This window comes from Kribbia dieselivorans NBRC 106261 (genome assembly GCF_001552435.1).
Lineage (GTDB): Bacteria > Actinomycetota > Actinomycetes > Actinomycetales > Dermatophilaceae > Kribbia > Kribbia dieselivorans.
Genome location: NZ_BCRE01000004.1, coordinates 32753 through 54552 on the forward strand (window position 1 = coordinate 32753; position 21800 = coordinate 54552).

Here is a 21800-nt window from a genome sequence, read left to right on the forward strand (position 1 = left end):
CGGCCCAGAGACCGCAGCACCGACCCACGCATATCGACCTACGCAAGGACCATTGCCATGGATTGGACCATCCCGCCGGAGATCGCGCGCTTCATCACCGACCTCGATGTCTTCATCGACCGGGAGATCACGCCCCTCGAGGCCGAGCACCCGCACTTCTTCGACCACCGTCGGGAGTGGGCCCGCACCGACTGGGACCGTGACGGCTTCCCGAAACAGGAGTGGCTCGACCTGCTCCGGGAGATGCGCCGACGCGCCGACGCAGCCGGATTCTTCCGCTACCCGCTGCCCGCCGCGCTGGGCGGCCAGGACGGCACCAACCTCGGCATGGCCCTCATTCGCGAGCACCTGCTGACCAAGGGCTCAGGCCTGCACTTCCCCCACGCCGACGAGGCCTCCGTCGTCGCGAACCTGCCGCTGGCCCTGGTGCTGCACGAGTACGGGACACCCGAGCAGAAGGAGGCCTACCTCGAACGGCTCATCACCGGTGACCTCGAGATCGCCTTCGGCCTGACCGAGCCGGGACACGGCAGCGACGCGACCTTCATCGAGACCCAGGCGAAGCCGGATGGCGACGACTGGATCATCACCGGCGCCAAGCGCTTCAACAGCCTGGTCGGCACCGCCGAGATCGATGTCGTCTTCGCCCGCACCGGTGGCGAGGACGGCAAGGCCGCGGGGATCACCGCGTTCATCGTGCCCACCGACGCGCCCGGCTTCTCGGTGCCCTTCAACCACTGGACGTTCAACATGCCCAGCGATCACCCGGAGGTCCACCTCGACGACGTTCGGGTACCGGCCGAAGCGGTGCTCGGTGAGGTCGGGCGAGGCCTGGACCTCGCCCAGCTCTTCGTCCACGAGAACCGTATTCGGCAGGCCGCCTCGTCGCTGGGGGCGGCGCAGTACTGCATCAATGAGTCGATCGCCTACGCCCAGGAGCGCCGCGTTTTCGGCACCCTGCTGCGCGACCACCAGGGCATCCAGTGGCAGTTGGTCGAGCTGCAGACCGAAGCCGAACTGGTGCGCAACACGCTGTACCGGACCGCCGCGATGATGGACGCCGGGGGCAAGACCGCCGTCAGCGACAAGGTCGCCATGGTGAACTTCCGCAGCAACCAATTGGCGTGCCAGGCCGCCGACCGCGCGATCCAGATCCACGGCGGGATCGGATACACGCGGGCCAAGCAGTTCGAACACATCTACCGCCACCACCGCCGGTACCGCATCACCGAGGGCACCGACGAACTGCAGAAGCGCCGGATCGCCGCGGCGATGTTCGACTTCTCCGGTGTTCGGAGCTGAGTCGGGCGCAGGTGGCCGGGGGCTCCGTTAATCTGCCCGGCATGGCCAGCCCGTCGAGAACCATCGTGGCCCAGCTGCGGGCCCGCGCCCAGGTGCTGCTGGCGCGGGTCGGCGAGCTCGGCGGCCGGAGCGTCGTCATCGGCCCGGACGACGACCTGGCCGACATCGACGCCAAGCTCACCGACGCCGTCGCGCGGATCCGGATCTGGCTGCAGGAGGCCGACACCGAGCGCAGCGGTGTGCTGGTGGTCGAGGCGAGTCAGTGCCTCTCCGACCTGCACACCTTGCGCTGGGACCTCCGTGGCCACCACATCGAGGAACGGCAACGCCGGTTCGCCGTGCTCGATGCGGGCGTCCAACGGATGCGCCAGCACATCGATCCCGACGTCCTCCTCGACGGGGTGTGCCGGGCCGTGCTCGAGTGTGGCGAGTTCGACCGGGTGCTGGTCTCCCGCGTGCAAGAGGGTCGGTGGCGTCCGTGGCGGAGTCTCGCGCGGCAGGTGCGTGACAACGAGCAGGCCTTCGTCGAGTGGCTGACCACCTCCCCGGAGATTGCGCTGGATCCGAGGATTCGCGAGGGGGACATCGTCGACCGGCGCGAGACGGTCATCGTCTTCCCCGATGACGAGCGCACCCGGATGGCCGGGAGCTTCATCCGGGCCCGACCGACCACATCTGCCGCCGACCGTCCGCACGGGTCCTATGTCGCCGCTCCGCTCGCCCCGGCGGGTGAGGTCATCGGCCTGATCCACGCCGACTTCCAGGACCAGGACGTCACCCCTCTCGACCGAGATGTCCTGGACGCCTTCGCGCGGGCCTTCGACCAGTTGTACGAGCGTGCGGTGTTGCTGTTCCAGCTCAACCGTCAGCGGGTGGAGGTCCAGGCGGCCCTGGCGGACGTCGAACGCGTGCTGGGAGAGGTCGCCAACACCGAGATCGCCCTGTCTCGGATGGGGGTCAAGGATCAGGACAGTCATCCGGAACATGCCCTGACGCTCAGCTCCAGGCAGCGGGCGACCGAGGGTTTGGCCGGCATTCTGACGCCCCGCGAACTCGAGGTGCTGCATCAGATGTCGACCGGAGCGACGAACGACCGGATCGCCACGGAGCTGTACATCGCGCCTGACACCGTGAAGTCGCACGTCAAGCACATCCTGCGCAAGCTCCGCGCGGAGAATCGTGCGGAGGCCATCGCGCAATACCTGCGGGTGACCCTGGGCAGCCTCTGAGTTTCGTCACCGACGGCGGGTTGCCACCGGCGTCATCGCACGCTAGCGTCATTGGTCAGACCAAAGGAGGATCGATGCTGGCTGCTGTGATGACGCGCTTCGGTGACGCCGATGTCCTGGTGCCGACCGACGTGCCCACTCCCGAACCGGCCACCGGATGGGTGCGCGTCGATCTGCGCGCGAGTGCCCTGAACTGGCACGACGTGCTGGTGCGGCAGGGGCTGTACGGCTCCCCGCTGCCACATGTGCCCGGGGCTGATGGAGCGGGCGTGCGGGCCGACACCGGGGAGGAGGTCATCGTCCTGCCGTCGTTGTGGTGGGGCGAACGTGACGCGGCGCCGGCAGCCGAGTGGGAGATCCTCGGGGATCGCCGATGGGGGACCGCGGCGCAGTCCGTCGTCGTCCCGCAGGAGTGTGTTGCTCCCAAGCCGAGCGGATGGGGGTGGCACGAGAGTGCGGCCCTGCCGCTTGTTGGCCTGACCGTGTACCGCGCGCTCATCTCCCGGGGTCGATTGTCTGCCGGGGAGTCGCTGCTCGTTCTGGGAGCCGGGGGCGGCGTCGCGACCATGGCGATCTCGATGGCCGCGGCGATCGGCGCTCCGGCCTGGGTGACGTCCTCTTCCGACGCCAAGATCGCGACCGCCCAGACGGCCGGTGCCGTCGGCGGCGTGCGCTACGACGATCCGGATTGGGCTCAGGCGGCCAAGGCTCTCTCGCCCGGCGGGGCCGGGTTCGACGTCGTGCTCGACTCCGTCGGCGCCTGGTCACAGGCCGTCACCGCGCTCCGGCCCGGCGGGCGACTCGTCGTCCTGGGAGCGTCGCAGGGCAACGAACAGGTGCTCCAGGCGCGGCCCTTCTACTTCGGACAGTACGAACTCATCGGCACGACCATGGGCTCGCCCCGTGACCTGGCCGGGCTGCTCGCGCTCATCGACGAGGGCCGCCTGCCGCCGCCGACCATCGCCGAGGTCCTGCCGTTGGCCCGGATCGCCGATGCACACCGACTCCTCGAGTCGGGGCAGGCTGTCGGCAAGATCGTGCTCGACCACACCTGACGCCCAGTCCTTCCACCACCCAACCACCCCTGACACGACGGGATCCCTGACATGCCCGAGAACTCCACTCCGACGACCGAACCGCAATTCGTGCGCCGCGCCCACGAGGCCGGCATCGCGTGGATCACCCTGGACAGTCCGGCCACGCGCAACGCCCTCGGTGATGCCCTGCTCGACGAACTCATCGCCGCCTTCGAGTCCGCCCGAGACGATGAGCAGGTGCGGGTGGTCGTGCTGGGCAGTTCCCATGACCGGGTGTTCTCCGCCGGCGGCGACCTCAAGGCCTTTGCCAGCGATGCTCCGGCCATCCAGAAGTACGCCGGTCTCGATCGGTTCCCGCGTCTGTACCAACTGATCGGTGGGCTGGGCAAGCCGGTCATCTGCGCGGCCGGAGGTGACGTCTTGGCCGGTGCCTTCGGTCTGGCACTGGCCTGTGACCTCGTCATCGCCAAGGAGGGTGTCCGGTTCGGGTGCCCCGAGATCAATGTCGGCGTCTTTCCGTTCATGATCTCCGCGCTGATCTACCGCAACCTGCCGCGCGTGCGGGCCAATGAGTTGATGATGCTCGGCGATCCGATCGATGCCCAGGAGGCCGCCGACCTGGGCATCGTCAACCGCGTCGTGCCGGCCGACGAGTTCGACACCGTGGTGCGGGCCTGGGCGCAGCGGCTGGCGACCAAGTCGCCGTTGCTCATGCAGTTGGGCAAGAACGCCATCGATGCCACCCGGGATCTCGCGCTGCCGGAGGCGCTCTCGGCCCTGCAGTCGCAGCTGGCGCTGGCCTTCACCACCGAGGACATCAAGGAGGGCGTCGCGGCCTTCCGGGAGAAGCGCGACCCGCGCTGGCAGATGCGCTGACCTCCTGGTGCCAATCCTCTTGACATTTGGTCCAACCATAATATGGTTGGAGCGATAGAGATGTGGGGTCCGGATGGGACTCCCTGGCGAGAGAGGCGCACGATGGCGTTCGCGAAGGTGACGGATCGGTATTCGATCGAGGCGATCGACGAGTTCTACGCCACGGGCCAATGGCGCTCGGAGACGCTCTTCGACCTCCTGTCGGGGCACGCGGCGGCGACGCCCGATCGGGTCTTCCTCACCGATGACCACCGGTCGCTGACCTTCGGCGAACTGCGCGATCAGGCCATCGCGTTCGCCGGTGGTCTGCGGGCGCGCGGCATCGGCGCCGGCGATCGCGTCAGCGTCCAGGTGCCCAACTGGGTGGAGTTCGCCGTCATCGCGGTGGCCCTCCAGCGGCTCGGCGCGATCATGGTGCCGATCATGCCCATCTACCGTGACGACGACGTGGCCTACATCGTCGACAACGCCGGGGTGCGCCTGGCCATCACGAGCCAGACCTTCAAGAAGTTCGACTACGCCGCCATGTACGGGCGGATTCGCGAGACCGTGTCGGCGATCGAGGACGTGGTCGTCGTGCGCGGGGAGACGCCGGGCCAGGGCTTCACCGCCTATGCGGATGTGGTGGCCGACGGCGCTGGGGCGACCGACGAGTCCTTGGGTGAGAAGTTCGGGCCGGATGAGCCGGTCGTCATCGTCTACTCCAGCGGGACGACCTCGCGTCCGAAGGGGTGTCTGCACACCTTCAACACGCTCGCCTGCGGTTCCCGGCTGTTGGCCAAGGCCTGGGCCATCACCCAGGACGACGTCCAGTTCGGGCCGTCACCGATCACCCACACCACGGGGCTGGTGACCAGCATCATCCTGCCGATGATGCATGGCGCCGCGTCGCACGTCATGGAGTCGTGGGTGCCGGAGGCCGGGGCGCAGCAGATCCAGGAGCACCGCTGCACCGTCGCGGTCACCGCCACGACCTTCCTGCAGACCCTGTTGGACGCCTATGACCCGCAGCGCCACGACCTCACCAGCCTGCGGTTGTGGACCTGTGCCGGATCGCCGATCCCGGCCAGCATCATCGAGCGGGCCGCCGTCGAGCTGCCGACCCTCAAGGTGCTCAGCCTGTACGGCCGCACCGAGAACGTCACCACGACGATGTGCACCATCGACGACCCGGTGGAGCGATCGCTGACCTCCGACGGCCGCGTGCTGCCCTTCCAGCAGGTGCGGATCATCGATGGGTCGGGTCACGAGGTGCCGCGCGGCGAGGAGGGTGACATCGCCTACAAGGGCGCGATGCACATGCTCGAATACATCAACAACCCCACCGAGACGGCAGCCCTGTTCACCGAGGATGGCTTCTCGCGCTCCGGCGACCTCGGCACGATGGACGCCGACGGCTTCGTTCGCGTCACCGGGCGCACCAAGGACATCGTGATCCGGGGTGGAATGAACATCTCCGTGCGGCACGTGGAGGATCTACTGAGCAAGCACCCGGCCGTCAGTCAGGTCGCAGCCGTCGGCATGCCGGACGAGCGACTTGGCGAGAAGGTGTGCCTCTACCTGGTGCCGACCGAGCAGGGGACGGGCCTGACCCTGGATGACGTGCGTGACTACCTCCTGGGCGAGGGTCTGGCCATCCAGAAGGTGCCCGAGCGGCTCGAGATCGTCGAGGGCCTGCCGATGACCGCGACCGGCAAGGTCCAGAAGCATGTGCTGCGCTCCATGATCAAGGAGCGGATCGCCGCCGAGCAGAACGCCTGATCGGCCTGCCGCGACTGTCGAGACCGAATGCCCGAACCGCCCAGCGCGGTTCGGGCATTCGTCATGTCGGGGCGGGGCTGCTGGGCGCTGACCCTAGGATCGCCGCATGACGAGTCGCACGCGTGAGTCCACCGAGGTGAGGCGGGCACGCATTCTCGCGGCCGCGGCGACGTTGTTCTCGGACCGGGACTACGCGCGCGTGTCCATGTCCGACATCGCGGGGGCCGTGGGCATGGCTGCCTCGACGATCTATTGGCACTTCTCCGGCAAGCAGGAGATTCTCGTCACGTTGTTCGATGAATGCCTGGATGCCCTGCTGTCTGACGAGGCTCAGGCCATCGCCGCGGCGTCGGACCCCCTGGGTGCGCTACGAGCGATCGTGCGTCGCCACGTGGACTTCGTGGTGCACGAACGGCGGACCGCCCAGACCTACTACCGGCAGGCCGGCCACATCGCCGAGGCGGATGCCGGGCGGATCCGTACCAAGCAACGTGCGTACATCGGCGGGTGGAGCGACCTGCTCGTCCGCGCCCGCCCCGACCTTTCGGCCGAGGAGGCGGAGCAGTTGGTGCGAGCCGCCATCGGCGCCCTCCAATCCGATCTCTACCACCACTCGGCGCGCAGCATCGAGCAGCGGCAGACGGATCTGAGTGCCATCGCGGGCCGCGTGCTGGGCCTGCTCTCGATCTGACATCCCTCGTCACTGGAGAAACCCACATTCACGGGTGTGGCTCAGGCTTGCCATTTTGGTCTGACCTATTGCATGATTCTCTCACTCGAATGATCATTCGAGAAGGAGACGTTGCTCAAGGGAGAGGAACATCCAATGTGGCGACACCCCGAAATCCGCACCCTGCCCGACATCGTTGACGTCTGGGCCGACCGAACGCCGGACCGCGTCGCGCTCGTGGCCGGCGACGCTGAGCTCACGTGGCAGCAACTGGCCGAACGAGTCATTGACCTCGCCGTGACGCTGGTGAACTGTGGCGAGCCGCGGCAACCCATCGCCTATCTCGGCCACAACACCCTGGAGTTGTGGGTCACGTGGTTTGCCGCCAACCGCGCGCGTCGGCCGTTCGTCCCGCTGAACTGGCGCTTGGCCGTGCCGGAGATCGCTGCCCTGCTGCGGGACTGTGCTCCGGCCGTCGTCGTCACGCAGGAGGACTTCGCCGACGCGTTGCAGACCGCTGTGAGCCAGGTGGCGCAGCCCATCGACCTCTGGCCGTTCGTGAGTGTGGCCGCGGGCGGGTCGGGTCTGGACCCGCGGCTGACCGGGGTGGACGGCACCGTCGATCTGCCCCGGCCGATCAGCGAGGACATCTCGTTGATCGCCTACACCTCGGGGACCACGGGTCAACCCAAGGGGGCCTTGCACCGGCATGACGGCTTCGACCTGTCGATCCTCTCGGACGAACTCGAACCCACCATCCGCACCGGCCGCGAGGACGTCCACCTCATGGCCATGCCGAACTTCCATTTGGCCGGCACGTGGGTCAGTTTGCCGACGCTCTACCACGGCGGCACCGTGGCAATGATCCCGTTCTTCGAACCGGCTGCCGTGCTCGAGGCCCTGACCCGCCACCGCCCGACCACCCTGTGTCTGGTGCCCACGGCGATCCAGTGGCTGGTCGACGAGGTCAGGCGGACCGGCGCCGACGTCAGCTCATTGCGCACCCTCATCTATGCCGGCTCGGCCATCACCCCGCCGACCATCGAAGGTGCACTGGAGGCGCTGGGCTGTGAACTGCGCCAGTTCTACGGCACCACCGAGACCTACATCATCTCGATCCTTCGGCCGGACGACCACGACGCCTCCCGGCTCGAGCTCGTGGCGTCGGCGGGAGCACCGGTGCCGCTGGTTCACGTTCGGATCGTCGATCCGATGGACCACGACTGCCCCGCCGGCGAGGTTGGGGAGGTCCTCGTGCGGTCGCCGTATGTCATGGCCGGCTACCTGGGACAGCCCGAAGCCAGCGCGGCGGCGTTCACCGACGGTTGGTACCGCACCGGGGATCTGGGATTCCACTCGAGTGCCGGCCAGCTGACCCTGGTCGACCGGGCCAAGGACATGGTCGTCACCGCCGGCGAGAACGTCTACTCGGTGGAGGTCGAACGGGCCCTGGGCAGCCACCCGGACGTGGCGATGGCAGCCGTCATCGGCGTGCCGGACGAGCGCTGGGGCGAGGCCGTCACCGCCTTCGTCGTGCCCGCCCAGGGGCGCGACGTGGACCCGGATGCGCTGCGGGCGCACTGCCGCGAACACATCGCCGGCTACAAGGTGCCCAAGAGCATCCACATTCGCACATCGCTGCCGCTGACGCCGTCGGGGAAGGTCCGCAAGGTCGACCTTCGCACCGAGGCCGCGTCGTGACGCTTAGCCCGTCAGAAATCCCCGTCAACCACCGATCCAGGAGGGACACCACCATGTCCAGTTCAGACGCCGCATCGACCGCGGCCAAGGTCATCTATGAGAAGCGCGGCCCGGTCGCGTGGATCACGTTGAATCGCCCCGAGGTCCGCAACGCCATCGACATCGAGACCCATGAGTTGCTCTGTCGGATCTGGGAGGACTTCCGCGACGACGATGACCTGCGCGTGGCGGTCATCACCGGCAGCGACCACACCTTCACCTCGGGAGCGGACCTGCGTACCCATGCGCCCGAGTGGCAACAGGTCGGCCCGATGGTCGGCCGAGAGCGCCTGGAGGACGGGGTCAGCGGGATCACCCGCGGACCACTGGCCTCGATCCCCAAGCCGATCGTCGCCGCCATCGATGGCTGGTGTGTCGGGCACGGCATCGAACTGGCCATGGCCTGTGACCTGCGCATTGCGACGGATCGCGCGAAGTTCGGCACCTTCGAGGTCCGGCGCGGCATGCACCCGGCCGACGGTGGCATCGTTCGCCTCGTCAACAGCTGCGGCGTCAGCTTCGCAATGGAACTCCTCCTGACCGGAGATCCCGTCACCGCCGAGCGGGCCTACCACGCCAACATGGTGAACAAGGTCGTGCCGGCCGACCGACTCATCGACGAGACCGAACGCGTGGTGCAGGCCATTCTGCGCTGCGACCAGGCGGCCATCGAGTCGGCGAAGGAGACGGTGCACGAGATCATCGGCCGGCCACTGCACGACCAGTTGCGCGTCGAGGCGATGTGGGGTTACGCCCTGTGTGCCAGCAACCCGACGGTGATGGGCCGTTCGCAGGAGTTCTTCACGCGCACCGACGTCGGCCGCGACGGTACGACACCCACCCCCTTCACCCCCTTGGCACCCGCCGACGACCGGAAGGACTCCTGATGAGCTACCAGAGCGGCTTTGCCCCAGGGTTGTTCGCCGGACAGGTGGTCGTCGTCACCGGCGGGGGGAGTGGCATCGGACGGTGCACCGCGCACGAGCTGGCCTCCCTGGGAGCGTCCGTGGTGATCGTCGGACGAAACGAGGCGAAGTTGGCGGCCGTGGTGGAGGAGATCACGGCCGACGGCGGCCACGTCAGCGCCTACGCCACCGATATCCGCGACGAGGAAGGCGTGGCCGGTGTCGTGGATCGGATCCTGTCGGACCACGGCCGGATCGACGGTCTGGTCAACAACGCCGGTGGGCAGTACCGCGCTCCGCTGAAGTCCATCAGCACCAAGGGATTCCGCGCCGTGGTCGACAACAATCTCGTCGGTGGATTCATCATGATGCGCGAGGTGTACAACCGCCACATGGCCGAGCACGGCGGAGCCATCGTCAACATGATCGCCGACATCTGGCACGGCTGGCCGAACTTCTCGCACTCCGCAGCCGCCCGGGGTGGAATGTTCACCCTGTCGGAATCCGCGGCGACCGAGTGGGCCGAATCGGGGGTGCGGGTCAACACCATTGCACCGGGCTCCATCGCCTCCAGCGGCCTCGACACCTATGACCCGAAGGACACCGAGTTCATTCGCACCGAGGTCACTCCCGGGATCCCGCTGCAGCGGTTCGGCACGGAGGCCGAGGTGTCGGCCGCCATCGTCTTCCTGCTCTCGCCGATGGCGGCCTTCATCACGGGTTCCTGCATCCGGGTCGATGGTGGGGCTCCCAATGCGCGCCGGGGGTGGTGGCAACTGCAACCGGCCTCGAACAACGAGCCGTTCGACGGGTTCCACCGTGCCCAGGGGCCGGAGATCCTCAGGGGGTGACCGGTACCCCCACCGACGCGGTGCCGGTGACGACCGTGGCCGCATCGGCCTTGGTCATCGCCAGCGCCAGCGTGGCGACCCCGTCGCCCACCTCGGTCACCGTTCCGGTCACGGTGAGCACATCGCCGATCTCGACCGGGGCGACGAAACGCACCTCGAGGGCGCGTAGGTGTTCGACGCCGACCCGGTCGGTCAGCGCGGCGGCCAGGATGCCGGCCTGCATCTGACCCATGGCGATCGGCGCGGTGAAGCCGGCGCGGGCGGCGAACTCCGGATCGTGGTGGAGGGGGTTGAAGTCGCCACCCGCGCCGGCGAAGCGCACGATGTCGGTCTGGGTGATCGGACCGATGGTGCGCGGCTCGAGGGCGGTACCGACCTGCAGGGTCGTGGTCATCGGGCTCCCCTTTCGATGAGGACCTCACGTTGGCGAACGGGCGTCTGGCCTTCTGCGTCGGTATAGGTGGTCTCCAGGGTCACCAGGCGCATGGTGCCGCCGCGCTTGCCCTCGCGGGTCTCGTCGGCGATCACGACCCGGCGACCCGTCAGACGATCACCGGCGAGCAGTGGCCGGTCGTACTCCCAGCGCACCGACCCCACGACGATCCGGGTCATGTCCAGGCCGAGGCGAGCCACGAAGGCCCGCTGGTCACGATGGTGGCCGGCCACGACGACATGGGTGGCGGTGGCGGCCGGGGCGGACAGCCCCCGGGCGTGCGCGACAGACGGGTCGGTGTGCACCGGATCCTCGGCGAATGATGCCCGGGCGAACTCGCGGATCTTGCCCTCTTCGACGCCGTACTCCACCTCGTCGACGACGAGGCCGACGAGACTTTCGGCCACAACTCCTCCTTCGGAGTCCTTGACGGTTTTGGTCAGACCTATAGTACCATTTAGCCATCATTGCGAGGAGAGGAGACGGCTGTGGAACTGACCGACTCACCTGACGAGGCGGCCTTCCGTTCGAAGCTGCGAACCTGGCTCGTCGACACATTGCCCCTGCTGCCCTGGCCGGAACCGGTCACGCTGGAGGGCAAGAAGCCGTTCTGGCAACAGTGGCAACGGCTGTTGTTCGACGCCGGATATGCCGGCATCAACTGGCCGCGCGAATACGGCGGCCAAGGGGCCAACGAGATCATCCGCGCCATCTACACCGAGGAACTCGACCGGGCCGGCGCCCCCGAGCGGCTCAACACGATCGGCGAGGACTTCGCCGGACCGACGATCAGCCAGTTCGGCACCTCCGCCCAGAAGGAACGCTTCCTCGAGAAGATCCTGCGTGGCGAGGAGATCTGGTGCCAGCTCTTCTCCGAACCGGAGGCCGGCTCGGACCTCGCCTCCCTGCGGACGAAGGCGACCAAGGTCGAGGGCGGCTTCCGGATCAACGGACAGAAGATCTGGACGTCCCGAGCGCACATCGCCGACCACGCCATCCTCCTGGCCCGCACCGGTGGCGGTGAGCGTCACCGGGGGATCACCTACTTCCTCGTGCCGATGGACGCTCCCGGCATTACCGTGCGGCCGTTGGAGCACATGCTCGGTGAGGCGGAGTTCAACGAGGTCTTCCTGGACGACGTCTTCATCCCCGACGAGATGGTCGTCGGCGAGGTCGACGGCGGCTGGTCGGTGGCCATGGGCACGTTGGCCTTCGAGCGGGTGGCGATCGCCACCGGGCGCGTAAACACCAAGCGCGCTGTCGACGAGATCGTGGCTGACGTGCGATCCATGACCGACGACGACGGTCAACCGCTGGGCCGCCACGAGGGCGTCCGGCAGCAGGTGGCCGACCTCTACGGACGGGCCCTCATCCACCAGCTCATCGGTCAGCGCGTGATCAGCCTGGCGGCCACCGATGGCCCGCCCGGTCCGGTCACCTCGATCGGCAAGTTGTACTTCTGCCCCCTCGTCGAGGACCTGGCCGACTTCCGGCTCTCGCTCGAACCCCTCGGCGGTCAGACGGGGTTGGACGATCCCGGTCAGGTGGCGGGCCGCTGGCTTAGGCTGGCCTATCAGGCCCGAGGGACCGCCATCGCCGGCGGATCGACCTTCATTCAGCGCAACATCGTCGCCGAGCGCATGCTCGGCATGCCGAGGAGTTGAACGTCGTGGCAGAGAACACGCAGACCTACGTCTGGCACCCGACCCCCGAGCAGGTCGCGGACGCGAACGTCACGCGGCTCGCCCGGGCCCACGGAATCACGGGGATCGACGAACTGCGGGCCCGGTCCGTCGAGGACGTCGCGTGGTACTGGGATGCCGCCATTCAAGACCTGGGATTGCCGTTCCGGCAGCCGTACGAGCGCGTGCTGGACATCTCGCGGGGGATCGAGCACCCCGACTGGTTCATCGGCGGCCGGCTCAACATCGTCGACGCCTGCCTGTCGCGCTGGACCGCCGATCCGGTCTCGGCCGCCCGCGACGCGGTCGTGCACGAGGCCGAGGACGGCACGGTGACCCGGCTGACCTACGCCGAGTTGGAGGACCAGGTGTCCAGGGCCGCTGCCGGACTTCGCCGGCTCGGCGTGGGCCGCGGCGATGCGGTCGCGATCTATCTACCCATGATTCCGGCGGCCGTCATCAGCCTGTACGCGGTGGCGCGCATCGGTGCCGTCCTGGTGCCGCTGTTCTCCGGTTTCGCGCCGACCGCCATCGCGTCGCGGTTGCAGGATGCCGACGCCAAGGCGGTCATCGTCGCCGACGGCACCGTGCGCCGTCGCAAGCGGGTCGCCATGAAGCCGCTCCTGGACGAGGCCCTGCGCGACTGCCCGTCGGTCGAGTCGGTGATCGTCGTGCGCAACCTCGGCGAGGGCGCCGCGAACGACGGTGAGGCCGACACCTCCGAGGGACACCCCGCGGAGATCGCGTGGGAGACCTTGGTGGACAACGACGGCGATTCCGAACCCGTCGCGGAGATGTCGGCCGCCGAGACATTCATGCTGGCCTACACCTCCGGTACGACCGGGCGACCCAAGGGAGCCGTGCACACGCAGGCAGGCTTCCTGGTCAAGGTTGCCAGCGAGGTCGCCTACTCGTTCGACGTCTCCGCCGGCGGGGTCTTCTGTTGGATCACCGACATGGGTTGGGTCATGGGCCCGCTGTCCATGGTCGGCACCCACGCCAACGGCGCGACGCTGCTGCTCTACGAAGGCAGTCCCGATGTACCGGACCTCAACCGCCTGTGGAACCTCGTCGCACGGCACCGGGTGACGATGCTCGGGGTGTCACCAACACTGATCCGCACGCTGCGCCTGACCGAGGCCACGACCGACCTCCCGGATCTGAGTTCGGTCCGGGTGATCGGCTCCACCGGTGAACCGTGGGACGCCGCCGCATACGAGTGGATGGCCCGGGACCTGTTCGGCGGGCGTGTGCCGGTGATCAACTTCTCCGGCGGCACCGAGGTAGGCGGGTCGTTCCTGGCTCCGTACCCGGTCGAGTCGATTCGCAGCTGCTCCCTCGGCGGGCCCTCGCTTGGCATGGACGTCGACGTGGTCGACGACCAGGGACACTCGGTGCGCGGTGAGGTCGGCGAGCTCGTGTGTCGCCAGCCCTGGCCGGCCATGACCCGCAGCATCTGGAAGGACGACGAGCGCTACCTGGAGGCGTACTGGTCGACCTTCCCAGGGATGTGGCGCCACGGCGACTATGCGCTCGTCGAGGACGGACAGTGGTTCATCCGTGGCCGCTCGGACGACGTCATGAACGTCGCGGGCAAGCGCCTGGCTCCGGCCGAGGTGGAAGCCGTGATGGTGACGCACCCGGCGGTCGCCGAGGCAGCCGCCATCGGGGTGCCGGACGCGAAGAAGGGCGAAAGCGTGTGGGCCTTCTGGGTGCCGCGCGCGGATGCCGATGTCGATGTGTCGGCCGAGCTGCGCGACATGGTCGCCGACCAGGTGGGCAAGCCGTTCGCGCCGAGCCTGGTGCAGCGGGTCACGCGCCTGCCCAAGACCCGGTCGCAGAAGATCATGCGCCGCGCCGTCCGGGCCGCGGCGATGGGTACCGATCCCGGTGATCTGGCCGGAGCGGAGAACCCGGAGGCGATCGACGAGATCCGGGCGTCGATCGGCGACCGCAGACCGACGGCGTGATCGCCTCGAGGCGCGCGAACGCTAATCCGGCAAGGTGATGTCGGTGCGCACCTCGACCTTGAGGAGCTCCTCGGCATAGACGTGAACGTGACGGTCCATTCGCCTCATGGCGGCTGGGCCGTCACCGTCACGGATGGCGCGATTGATGCTCTGGTGGGCCTTGAAGGTGGTCTCCATGACCTCGTCGTCGATGAACTGCTCGTTCTCCGTGGCCTCGTAGATGGCAGGGGAGAGGGCCATCATCAATCCGGTCATCAGTTCGTTGTGCCCAGCCTGCGCGACACCGACGTGCCAGTCGATGTTGGCCTGGAGGAAGGAAGCCAGGTCGGGGGCATCCTTGATTCGCTGGTTGGCGGCCTCCAGCACGGCGAGGTCCTCCTCGGTGCGGTTGCGTGCCGCGAGCTTGGCACTGAACGGCTCCAGGCCCTCGCGGGTCTCGAGCAGGGCCTTGAGTCGAATCTGGCGCCCGCGGATGAGCAGGCCGACGCTGCGCGCCATCGACTCCTCGCCCGGGCGCTGCACGAAGGCGCCACCGGCCCGGCCAGCCTTGATGCGGACCAGGCCCTGGACCTCGAGGATGCGCAAGGCCTCCCGAACCGTGGTGCGACTCATGTTCGTCTGCACGACGAGCTCACGCTCCGGCGGCAGGGGTGTGCCTTCGACGAACTCCCCGGACAGAATGCGTTCGCGCAACTCGTCGGCCAGGACATCCGAGGCCTTCGGCACGGACATCGGCGCCAGCTGGATCGTGGAGCGCCCCGAGCGCTCCTTGGCGGGCTCTTCGGCAGTGGGCATGGCGACATCCTTCTGTGGAACAACTATGGTCTATTGGTCAGACCTAATGTACTCTCGCAGCATCGAACATTTCGAGACTAGATCACGACGTCCGGAGGGGAGTCGACAACATGCGGTGGGAACTGTCCTTCGAGCAGCAGGAATTCCACGAGGCCTTCACGGGGTGGCTCGACCATGTGGCGGATTCACCGTCCGTGCGCGAATGGGCCACCCACGGCGGAGCGCCGTTCGAGGCGCGTCTGGCCGAGGACGGCTGGCTGGCGGCCGGGTTGGCCGAGGCCGCCGGCGGTGCCGGCGGGGGACTGGTCGAACTGGCGCTGGCCAGTGAGGCGATGGGGTCGCACGGCGCTCCGTCGGCCGCCTGGCTGTCGACGATGGCCGTGCTGCCGGCGGTCGCGGGTCGTCCCGAGGTCATCGAGGGCCTCGTCGAACGCGGCGAGTTCGTCGTGTGGGTCGGTGCCTCCGACCGGATCCCCGGAGGTGGCCGGGCGCTTCCCCTGGTCGACGGTACGGTGACCGGCGAGGTCCGACTCGTGCTCGGTGGCAGTCGGGCGGCGCGGTTCGTCGTGCCGGTCGCCACCGGTGGGGGAGTCGGGCTGGCCCTGGTCGAGGCCGCCGACGTGCAGCGTGGCGAACGATCGCTGCTCGACCAGACCCGCGAGGCCTGTGACGTTCGGTTCGACGGCGCTCCGGCGCAGGTGCTGGACGTCGATGCCGAGGCCATCCTGACGCAGGTGGCCCGGCGGGCCGCCGTCCTGGTCTCCGCCGACTCGCTCGGCGCCGCGGCGCGCATGCTCGATCTGGCGGTCGAGTACAGCAAGCAGCGTCAGCAGTTCGGCGTCCCGATCGGTTCGTTCCAGGCCGTCAAGCATGCGGCGGCGACGATTCTCGTCGGGGTCGAGGCGGCCCGGTCGATCATCTATCCGGCCGCCGCCGCGGTCGACGAAGGCCACGAGATGGCCGAGCCGTGGGCGTGTGCCGCCAAGGCCCAGGTGACGAAGTCCGGGGTGGCTGCGGCCGACAGCGCCCTGACGATGCACGGGGCCATCGGCTACACGTGGGAACACGACCTGCACCTGTACTACAAGCGAGCCAAGCTCGACGCGCGCCTGTTCGGCGCTCCGTCGGCGTGGAACGAGCGGTTGGCGTCCCAGCTCGAACTCACCCCACAGTCATGATTGCTGTTTGGTCTGACCATTGGTATGGTTGGCCCAGCTAAGGAAGGGATGGAACCGTGGACTTCGATCTGACCGAGGATCAACAGGAGATTCGAAAGGCCGTGCGCGAACTCGCGGGCACCTTCGATGACCAGTATTGGATGGAGAAGGACCTCGCGCACGAGTTCCCCACCGAGTTCTACGAGGCGTTCGCCAAGGGTGGTTGGCTCGGGGTGACCATGCCCGAGCAGTACGGCGGTCATGGCATGGGCATCACCGAGGCCTCGATCCTCCTCGAGGAGGTCGCTGCCTCCGGCGCCGGCATGAACGGGGCCAGCTCGATGCACCTGTCGATCTTCGGCATGCACCCGGTCGTCGTGCACGGCTCCGACGAACTCAAGGCCCGCACGCTGCCGCGCATCGTCAATGGTGACCTGCATGTCTGCTTCGGGGTGACCGAACCCGGCGCCGGCCTGGACACGACGAAGATCACGACGTTCGCCAAGCGCGACGGCGACGACTACGTCGTCAACGGCCGCAAGGTCTGGATCTCGAAGGCGATGGAGTCCGAGAAGATCCTGCTCCTGACGCGCACCACCAAGGCCGAGGACGTCGAGAAGAAGACCCAGGGCATGACCCTGTTCCTGACCGACCTCGACCGCGACAAGGTCGAGATCCGCCCCATCAAGAAGATGGGTCGCAACGCGGTCACCTCCAACGAGCTGTACATCGACAACCTGCGCATCCCGGCGGAGGATCGTGTCGGCGAGGAGGGGCAGGGCTTCAAGTACATCCTCGACGGGCTCAACCCGGAGCGGATGCTCGTCGCCGCCGAAGCCCTCGGCATCGGTCGCGCAGCGCTGCGCACGGCCGTGAAGTACGGCAACGACCGTGAGGTGTTCGGCCGCCCGATCGGCAAGAACCAGGGCATCCAGTTCCCGCTGGCCGACTCGCTCGCCCGACTCGACGCCGCCGAGCTCGTCCTGCGCAAGGCCACGTGGCTGTACGACATCGGTCGCCCGTGTGCCAAGGAGGCCAACATGGCCAAGTACCTCTGCGCCGACGCCGGCTTCGAGGCCGCCGATCGTGCCGTGCAGACCCACGGCGGCATGGGCTACTCGGAGGAGTACAACGTCTCGCGTTACTTCCGGGAGTCACGTCTGACCCGGATCGCCCCGCTCAGCCAGGAGATGGTTCTCAACTACCTCGGCGAGCACGTCCTCGGCCTTCCCCGGAGCTACTGATGTTTGAACTCACCGGGCGTACTGCCCTCGTTACCGGAGCCGGAGGCGGCATCGGCGCCGCCGTGGCTCGTGCCTTCGGAGCCGCCGGAGCCGCGGTGATGGTCACCGACGTCAACGAGGAGGCTGCGGCTGCCGTCGCACAGGTGATCCGTGATGCCGGCGGTGTCGCGCAGCACGCGGTCCTCGATGTCCGCAACGCCGAACAGGCCGCAGCCGCCGTCGAGGGCGCCGCCGCCCTGGGCGACGGGCACGTGCACATCCTCGTCAACAACGCCGGCGCCATTGCGCCCGCGATGTTCCCCAACATGGACGAGGACTCGTTCCGTCGCGTCATCGACATCCACCTCATCGGCAGCTACGTCTGCAGCAAGGCCGTGCTCGACAAACTGCCCCAGGACGGTACCGGCCGGATCATCAACGTCACCTCCGCGGCGGGCCTGACCGGCACGATCGGGCAGGCCAACTACGGGGCGGCCAAGGCGGGCATCATCGGCCTGACGAAGTCGCTGGCCAAGGAGCTGGCGCGGCGCCAGGTGACGGTCAACGCCATCGCCCCGCTGGCGGCCACGGCGATGACCGAGACGGTGCGCACCAACGAGAAGCTCTCGGCGAAGAACCTCGCCCGGGTGGCACTGGGCCGCTGGGCCGAGCCCGACGAGATCGCGCCGACCTTCGTGTTCTTCGCCTCCGACGGAGGTTCATACATCACCGGGCAGGTCCTGCCCGTCGACGGCGGGACGGTCATCTGATGGCACGCACGATCAACGGTCCGTTCATGACCCACTCCCGCGAGGTCCTCATCACCGAGGCGGCGCGCACGCCGTTCGGTCGCTCGCACGCCGAGAAGGGCTGGTTCCGCGACGTCCACCCGAACGAGATGCTCGGCCGGGTCTACACCGAGCTCCTCACCCGATCCGGCATCGAGCCGATGACCGTCGAGGACCTCATCGTCGGGTGCACCGCGCCCTTCGGTGAGCAGTCCCGCAACATCGGTCGCAACGCCTGGCTGCAGGCGGGCTACCCGCCCGAGGTGCCCGCCGTGGTGCTCGACCGTCGCTGTGGCTCGGCCCAGACCGCCATCGAGATGGGCGCCTCGCTCGTCGGCACCGGCACCCACGAGGTCGTCATCGCCGGAGGCGTGGAGCACATGGGTCACGTGCCGATCAACTCGCCGGCGAAGCTCGAGGAGTTGTACGGCGTGGCCTGGCCGCCCGCCCTGCGCGAGCGGTACGACTTCGTCCACCAGGGCGAGAGCGCCGAACTCATCGCCGACCGCTGGGGCATCACCCGCGAGGACATGGACGCCTTGGCCGTCGAGTCCCACCGGCGCTCCGTCGAGGCCCAGAATGACGGGCGGTTCGCGGGCGAGATCATCCCGATGGAACTGGACGGCGAGATCCGCACCAGCGACCAGACCGTCCGCCCCGGTACCTCGATGGAGACCCTCGCCGGGCTCAAGCCGGCCTTCCGCCCGGAGGGTGGGCGGGTCACCGCCGGCTCCTCTTCACCGATCTGTGACGGCGCCAGCGGGGTGCTGCTCGCGTCCCGCGACGCCGTCAACCAGCACGGTCTGCGTCCCCGGGCGCGCATCGTCGACCACACCACGGTCGGCGTCGACCCGATCATCATGCTCACCGGACCGATCCCGGCGACCCGCAAGTTGCTGGAGCGCAACGGGCTGACGATGGCGGACATCGACCTCGTCGAGATCAACGAGGCCTTCAGCTCGGTGGTCATCGCCTGGGAGCGCGAGCTCGGCGCGGACATGTCCAAGGTCAACGTCAACGGCGGCGCCATCGCCCTGGGGCACCCCGTCGGCGCGACCGGCGCTCGCCTCGTGGGCACGGCCGTGGCCGAACTGGAGCGTCGCGACGGCGAACTCGCCCTGATCACCATGTGCTGTGGCGGCGGCATGGGCACCGCGACGTTGGTTCAGCGGGTCGAGTCGTGACCCCGGAGCTGCGTGACCTCATCGCGCCGGGAGCCGGCGTGTGGTGGAGCCAGACGAGCGCCGAACCGACTCCGTTGGTCCACGCCCTGCTGGATCTCGCACCCGAGCTCGTCGACGTCACCGCCTTCATCGGCATGACGTGGGACAAGCGCGTGGCCACGCAGCTCCCGCCGCAGATTCGAGCCCTGTCCTACGGCGCGCTGGGCGACCTGCGTCACCTCAGCGCGGCGGGCCGGTTGGAGGTCGTGCCCTGTCACTTCTCCAACCTGCCGCGGCTGTTCGCCCAAGGTCGACTCCCGCACGACGTCGGTCTGATCCAGGTCTCACCCCCGGATGCCGACGGCAACTGCTCGCTGGGGACCGGTGTCGACTACGTCGCCGACGCGATCGCCCACACCCCGGTGCTCATCGCCGAGGTCAACCACCAGATGCCCGCCACCGTCGGATCGGTGCGCCTCCCGCTGAGCCGGTTCGCGGCCACCGTCGAGACCGACCGCCCGCTGCTGCAGGCCCCCGAACGATCTCCCGGAGCCGTGGAGCTCGCGATCGCGGGTCACGTCGCCGACCTCGTCGAGGACGGCGACACGATCCAGGTCGGGGTCGGCGTCATCCCGTCGGCCATCCTGGACGCGCTGTCCGGGCACCGCGATCTGGGCCTCCATTCGGGACTGATCTCCGATCCGGTGCTGCGGCTGGTGCAGGCCGGGGCCCTGACCGGGGCCCGCAAGGAGATCGACCCGGGCATGATGGTCACCGGCGCCGCATTGGGCTCGACCGAGCTCTACGCGTGCCTGGGCGACCTGCCGGTGCAGTTCCGGCCCGTCAGCTACACCCACGCGCCGACCACCTTGGCCCGACTGCGCTCCCTGGTCTCGATCAACTCGGCCATCGAGGTCGACCTCACCGGCCAGGCCGGCAGCGAGGTGCGAGGCACGACGTATGTCGGGGCCATCGGCGGCCAGACCGACTTCTCCCGGGCGGCGGCCCAGACCGGCGCGCGCTCGATCATCGTGCTGCCCGCCACGAGCAAGGGGAAGTCCACCATCAAGGCGCACCTGGAGTTCGGCGCGATGTCGACCTCCCGCGCCGACATCGACGTGGTGGTCACCGAACACGGCGCCGCCCATCTGACCGGGTGCTCCCTGCCCGAACGAGCGCGCCGCCTCATCGAGGTAGCCGCCCCCGAACACCGTGAGCAGCTCGAGCGCTCCGCCCAGGTCGACCGCGCCGCGGTCCCGACCCGCTGAAAGGAATCACCGTGACGACGACAGCCCTGCCCAAGAAGGTCCAGATCCGTGAAGTCGGCCCCCGCGACGGCTTCCAGAACGAGCCCGAGAGCATCCCGACCCCGGACAAGGTGCGGCTCATCAACGCGTTGGGGGCCGCCGGCTTCAAGCGCATCGAGGTCGCCAGCTTCGTGCGCCCCGACGTCATTCCGCAGCTCGCCGACGGGGTCGAGGTGCTGCAGCAGATCGACGTTCCCAAGGACGTGCGCCTCATGGTGCTCGTGCCGAACAGCAAGGGCCTGGACAACGCGCTGCGGTACCGCGACCTGTTCCACGACGTCGTCATCTTCGTCTCCGGCTCTGAGACCCACAACCGCAAGAACGTCAACCGCACGATCGCCGAGACGATGGCCGACAACGAGGTCATGGCCCAACGCATCGTCGCCGAGGGGCTCAAGTGCGCGGCGGTCATCGCGACCTCGTTCGGCTGCCCGTTCGAGGGGCACGTCGACATGCAGCACGTCCTCGACCTGGCCGAACGGTTCGCCGCCGCCGGGGCCACCGAGATCGGGTTCGGCGACACCACCGGCATGTGCAACCCGGCCTACTCGCGGGCCTTCTTCACCCGAGCCCTCGAACGACTCTCCGGTGTGGAGGTGACCGCCCACTTCCACAACACCCGTGGGCAGGGGCTGGCCAACGCCTACGCCGCCCTCGAGGCCGGGTGCACGAGTTTCGAATCGAGCTTCGGTGAGCTCGGCGGCTGTCCGGTGCCGGCCGGTTCGACCGGCAACATCGCCACCGAGGACCTCGTGAGCATGTTCCACGAGATGGGCGTGGACACCGGGCTCGACCTGGGCAACGTCATCGACGCCGCGCGCCAGGCGCAGTCGGTGCTGGGCCGGAAGCTGACCAGCCACTCCATCGTTGCCGGCCCCGTCACCTGGCACAACTGACCTTCACCACACACT

Annotated in this window: 20 protein-coding genes; 17 read left to right on the plus strand and 3 right to left on the minus strand. The window is 68.3% G+C overall.

What is annotated here, in order from left to right:
• Window positions 1–57 precede the first annotated feature (57 nt).
• The 9 genes from KD1_RS00555 (at window position 58) to KD1_RS00595 (ending at window position 10371) form a co-directional block, all read left to right on the plus strand.
• Window positions 58–1302: an acyl-CoA dehydrogenase family protein gene (locus tag KD1_RS00555; RefSeq protein WP_068395958.1), complete on the plus strand. Its 1245-nt coding sequence runs from the start codon at window positions 58–60 to the stop codon at window positions 1300–1302.
• Window positions 1303–1343: 41 nt separating this feature from the next.
• On the plus strand, window positions 1344–2531 hold the full coding sequence (locus KD1_RS00560) for a helix-turn-helix transcriptional regulator (protein ID WP_068395961.1): 1188 nt from the start codon (window positions 1344–1346) through the stop codon (window positions 2529–2531).
• A 74-nt stretch (window positions 2532–2605) separates the two neighbouring features.
• The gene (locus KD1_RS00565) at window positions 2606–3586 is read left to right on the plus strand and encodes a quinone oxidoreductase family protein (protein ID WP_068395964.1); all 981 of its coding nucleotides are present in this window, start codon (window positions 2606–2608) and stop codon (window positions 3584–3586) included.
• Between the two features lie 51 nt (window positions 3587–3637).
• Complete coding sequence (locus tag KD1_RS00570; protein WP_083541859.1) at window positions 3638–4444, plus strand: enoyl-CoA hydratase/isomerase family protein; 807 nt, start codon at window positions 3638–3640, stop codon at window positions 4442–4444.
• Between the two features lie 102 nt (window positions 4445–4546).
• Complete coding sequence (locus KD1_RS00575) at window positions 4547–6205, plus strand: AMP-binding protein (RefSeq protein WP_068395968.1); 1659 nt, start codon at window positions 4547–4549, stop codon at window positions 6203–6205.
• Window positions 6206–6311: 106 nt separating this feature from the next.
• Window positions 6312–6896: a TetR/AcrR family transcriptional regulator gene (locus tag KD1_RS00580; protein ID WP_068395971.1), complete on the plus strand. Its 585-nt coding sequence runs from the start codon at window positions 6312–6314 to the stop codon at window positions 6894–6896.
• A gap of 135 nt (window positions 6897–7031) precedes the next feature.
• Window positions 7032–8576 carry a class I adenylate-forming enzyme family protein gene (locus KD1_RS00585; protein ID WP_068395974.1) on the plus strand — a complete coding sequence of 515 codons (1545 nt, stop codon included), beginning with the start codon at window positions 7032–7034 and terminating at the stop codon, window positions 8574–8576.
• Window positions 8577–8629: 53 nt separating this feature from the next.
• The gene (locus KD1_RS00590) at window positions 8630–9502 is read left to right on the plus strand and encodes an enoyl-CoA hydratase/isomerase family protein (protein ID WP_068395977.1); all 873 of its coding nucleotides are present in this window, start codon (window positions 8630–8632) and stop codon (window positions 9500–9502) included.
• Window positions 9502–10371 (plus strand): SDR family oxidoreductase, encoded by an 870-nt coding sequence (locus tag KD1_RS00595; protein ID WP_068395980.1) that lies wholly within the window; start codon window positions 9502–9504, stop codon window positions 10369–10371. Before KD1_RS00590 ends, KD1_RS00595 begins: the two co-directional genes overlap by 1 nt.
• On the opposite strand, the gene KD1_RS00600 is transcribed toward KD1_RS00595, so the two are convergent.
• Together KD1_RS00600 and KD1_RS00605 are read right to left on the minus strand one after the other, a co-directional pair.
• Complete coding sequence (locus tag KD1_RS00600; RefSeq protein WP_068395983.1) at window positions 10361–10765, minus strand: MaoC family dehydratase; 405 nt, start codon at window positions 10763–10765, stop codon at window positions 10361–10363. The two genes, KD1_RS00595 and KD1_RS00600, sit on opposite strands and share 11 nt — an antisense overlap.
• Complete coding sequence (locus tag KD1_RS00605) at window positions 10762–11211, minus strand: FAS1-like dehydratase domain-containing protein (protein ID WP_068395986.1); 450 nt, start codon at window positions 11209–11211, stop codon at window positions 10762–10764. The genes KD1_RS00600 and KD1_RS00605 overlap by 4 nt, the downstream gene beginning before the upstream one ends.
• An 81-nt stretch (window positions 11212–11292) precedes the next feature.
• Between KD1_RS00605 and KD1_RS00610 the strand changes: the two genes are divergently transcribed.
• Together KD1_RS00610 and KD1_RS00615 are read left to right on the plus strand one after the other, a co-directional pair.
• Entirely contained in the window at window positions 11293–12468 is a 1176-nt protein-coding gene (locus KD1_RS00610; protein ID WP_068395989.1) for an acyl-CoA dehydrogenase family protein, read from the plus strand.
• 5 nt (window positions 12469–12473) lie between these two features.
• The gene (locus KD1_RS00615; RefSeq protein WP_068395992.1) at window positions 12474–14456 is read left to right on the plus strand and encodes an AMP-binding protein; all 1983 of its coding nucleotides are present in this window, start codon (window positions 12474–12476) and stop codon (window positions 14454–14456) included.
• Between the two features lie 21 nt (window positions 14457–14477).
• Here the strand turns inward: KD1_RS00615 and KD1_RS00620 are convergent, their stop codons facing one another.
• Complete coding sequence (locus KD1_RS00620) at window positions 14478–15251, minus strand: FadR/GntR family transcriptional regulator (RefSeq protein WP_217995759.1); 774 nt, start codon at window positions 15249–15251, stop codon at window positions 14478–14480.
• 110 nt (window positions 15252–15361) lie between these two features.
• Between KD1_RS00620 and KD1_RS00625 the strand changes: the two genes are divergently transcribed.
• The 6 genes from KD1_RS00625 to KD1_RS00650 are packed head-to-tail and all read left to right on the plus strand — an operon-like array spanning window position 15362 to window position 21785.
• The gene (locus KD1_RS00625; protein WP_068395995.1) at window positions 15362–16429 is read left to right on the plus strand and encodes an acyl-CoA dehydrogenase family protein; all 1068 of its coding nucleotides are present in this window, start codon (window positions 15362–15364) and stop codon (window positions 16427–16429) included.
• A 56-nt stretch (window positions 16430–16485) separates the two neighbouring features.
• Complete coding sequence (locus tag KD1_RS00630) at window positions 16486–17652, plus strand: acyl-CoA dehydrogenase family protein (protein WP_068395998.1); 1167 nt, start codon at window positions 16486–16488, stop codon at window positions 17650–17652.
• A complete protein-coding gene (locus tag KD1_RS00635) occupies window positions 17652–18401 on the plus strand; it encodes an SDR family NAD(P)-dependent oxidoreductase (protein WP_068396001.1) in 750 nt (249 codons plus the stop codon). The genes KD1_RS00630 and KD1_RS00635 overlap by 1 nt, the downstream gene beginning before the upstream one ends.
• Window positions 18401–19603, plus strand: coding sequence for a thiolase family protein (locus KD1_RS00640; protein WP_068396004.1), 1203 nt, complete (start codon window positions 18401–18403; stop codon window positions 19601–19603). The genes KD1_RS00635 and KD1_RS00640 overlap by 1 nt, the downstream gene beginning before the upstream one ends.
• On the plus strand, window positions 19600–20850 hold the full coding sequence (locus KD1_RS00645) for an acetyl-CoA hydrolase/transferase family protein (protein ID WP_068396007.1): 1251 nt from the start codon (window positions 19600–19602) through the stop codon (window positions 20848–20850). Before KD1_RS00640 ends, KD1_RS00645 begins: the two co-directional genes overlap by 4 nt.
• A gap of 11 nt (window positions 20851–20861) precedes the next feature.
• Window positions 20862–21785 (plus strand): hydroxymethylglutaryl-CoA lyase, encoded by a 924-nt coding sequence (locus tag KD1_RS00650; RefSeq protein ID WP_217995760.1) that lies wholly within the window; start codon window positions 20862–20864, stop codon window positions 21783–21785.
• Window positions 21786–21800 lie beyond the last annotated feature (15 nt).

Bases quoted from the DNA above. Each gene is read 5' to 3' on its own strand.
- KD1_RS00565 (WP_068395964.1), top strand. From the start codon at position 2,606: ATGCTGGCTGCTGTGATGACGCGCTTCGGTGACGCCGATGTCCTGGTG.
- KD1_RS00560 (WP_068395961.1), top strand. From the start codon at position 1,344: ATGGCCAGCCCGTCGAGAACCATCGTGGCCCAGCTGCGGGCCCGCGCC.
- KD1_RS00595 (WP_068395980.1), top strand. From the start codon at position 9,502: ATGAGCTACCAGAGCGGCTTTGCCCCAGGGTTGTTCGCCGGACAGGTG.
- KD1_RS00580 (WP_068395971.1), top strand. From the start codon at position 6,312: ATGACGAGTCGCACGCGTGAGTCCACCGAGGTGAGGCGGGCACGCATT.
- KD1_RS00585 (WP_068395974.1), top strand. From the start codon at position 7,032: ATGTGGCGACACCCCGAAATCCGCACCCTGCCCGACATCGTTGACGTC.
- KD1_RS00555 (WP_068395958.1), top strand. From the start codon at position 58: ATGGATTGGACCATCCCGCCGGAGATCGCGCGCTTCATCACCGACCTC.
- KD1_RS00640 (WP_068396004.1), top strand. From the start codon at position 18,401: ATGGCACGCACGATCAACGGTCCGTTCATGACCCACTCCCGCGAGGTC.
- KD1_RS00635 (WP_068396001.1), top strand. From the start codon at position 17,652: ATGTTTGAACTCACCGGGCGTACTGCCCTCGTTACCGGAGCCGGAGGC.
- KD1_RS00625 (WP_068395995.1), top strand. From the start codon at position 15,362: ATGCGGTGGGAACTGTCCTTCGAGCAGCAGGAATTCCACGAGGCCTTC.
- KD1_RS00600 (WP_068395983.1), bottom strand. From the start codon at position 10,765: ATGACCACGACCCTGCAGGTCGGTACCGCCCTCGAGCCGCGCACCATC.
- KD1_RS00570 (WP_083541859.1), top strand. From the start codon at position 3,638: ATGCCCGAGAACTCCACTCCGACGACCGAACCGCAATTCGTGCGCCGC.
- KD1_RS00590 (WP_068395977.1), top strand. From the start codon at position 8,630: ATGTCCAGTTCAGACGCCGCATCGACCGCGGCCAAGGTCATCTATGAG.
- KD1_RS00575 (WP_068395968.1), top strand. From the start codon at position 4,547: ATGGCGTTCGCGAAGGTGACGGATCGGTATTCGATCGAGGCGATCGAC.
- KD1_RS00620 (WP_217995759.1), bottom strand. From the start codon at position 15,251: ATGCCCACTGCCGAAGAGCCCGCCAAGGAGCGCTCGGGGCGCTCCACG.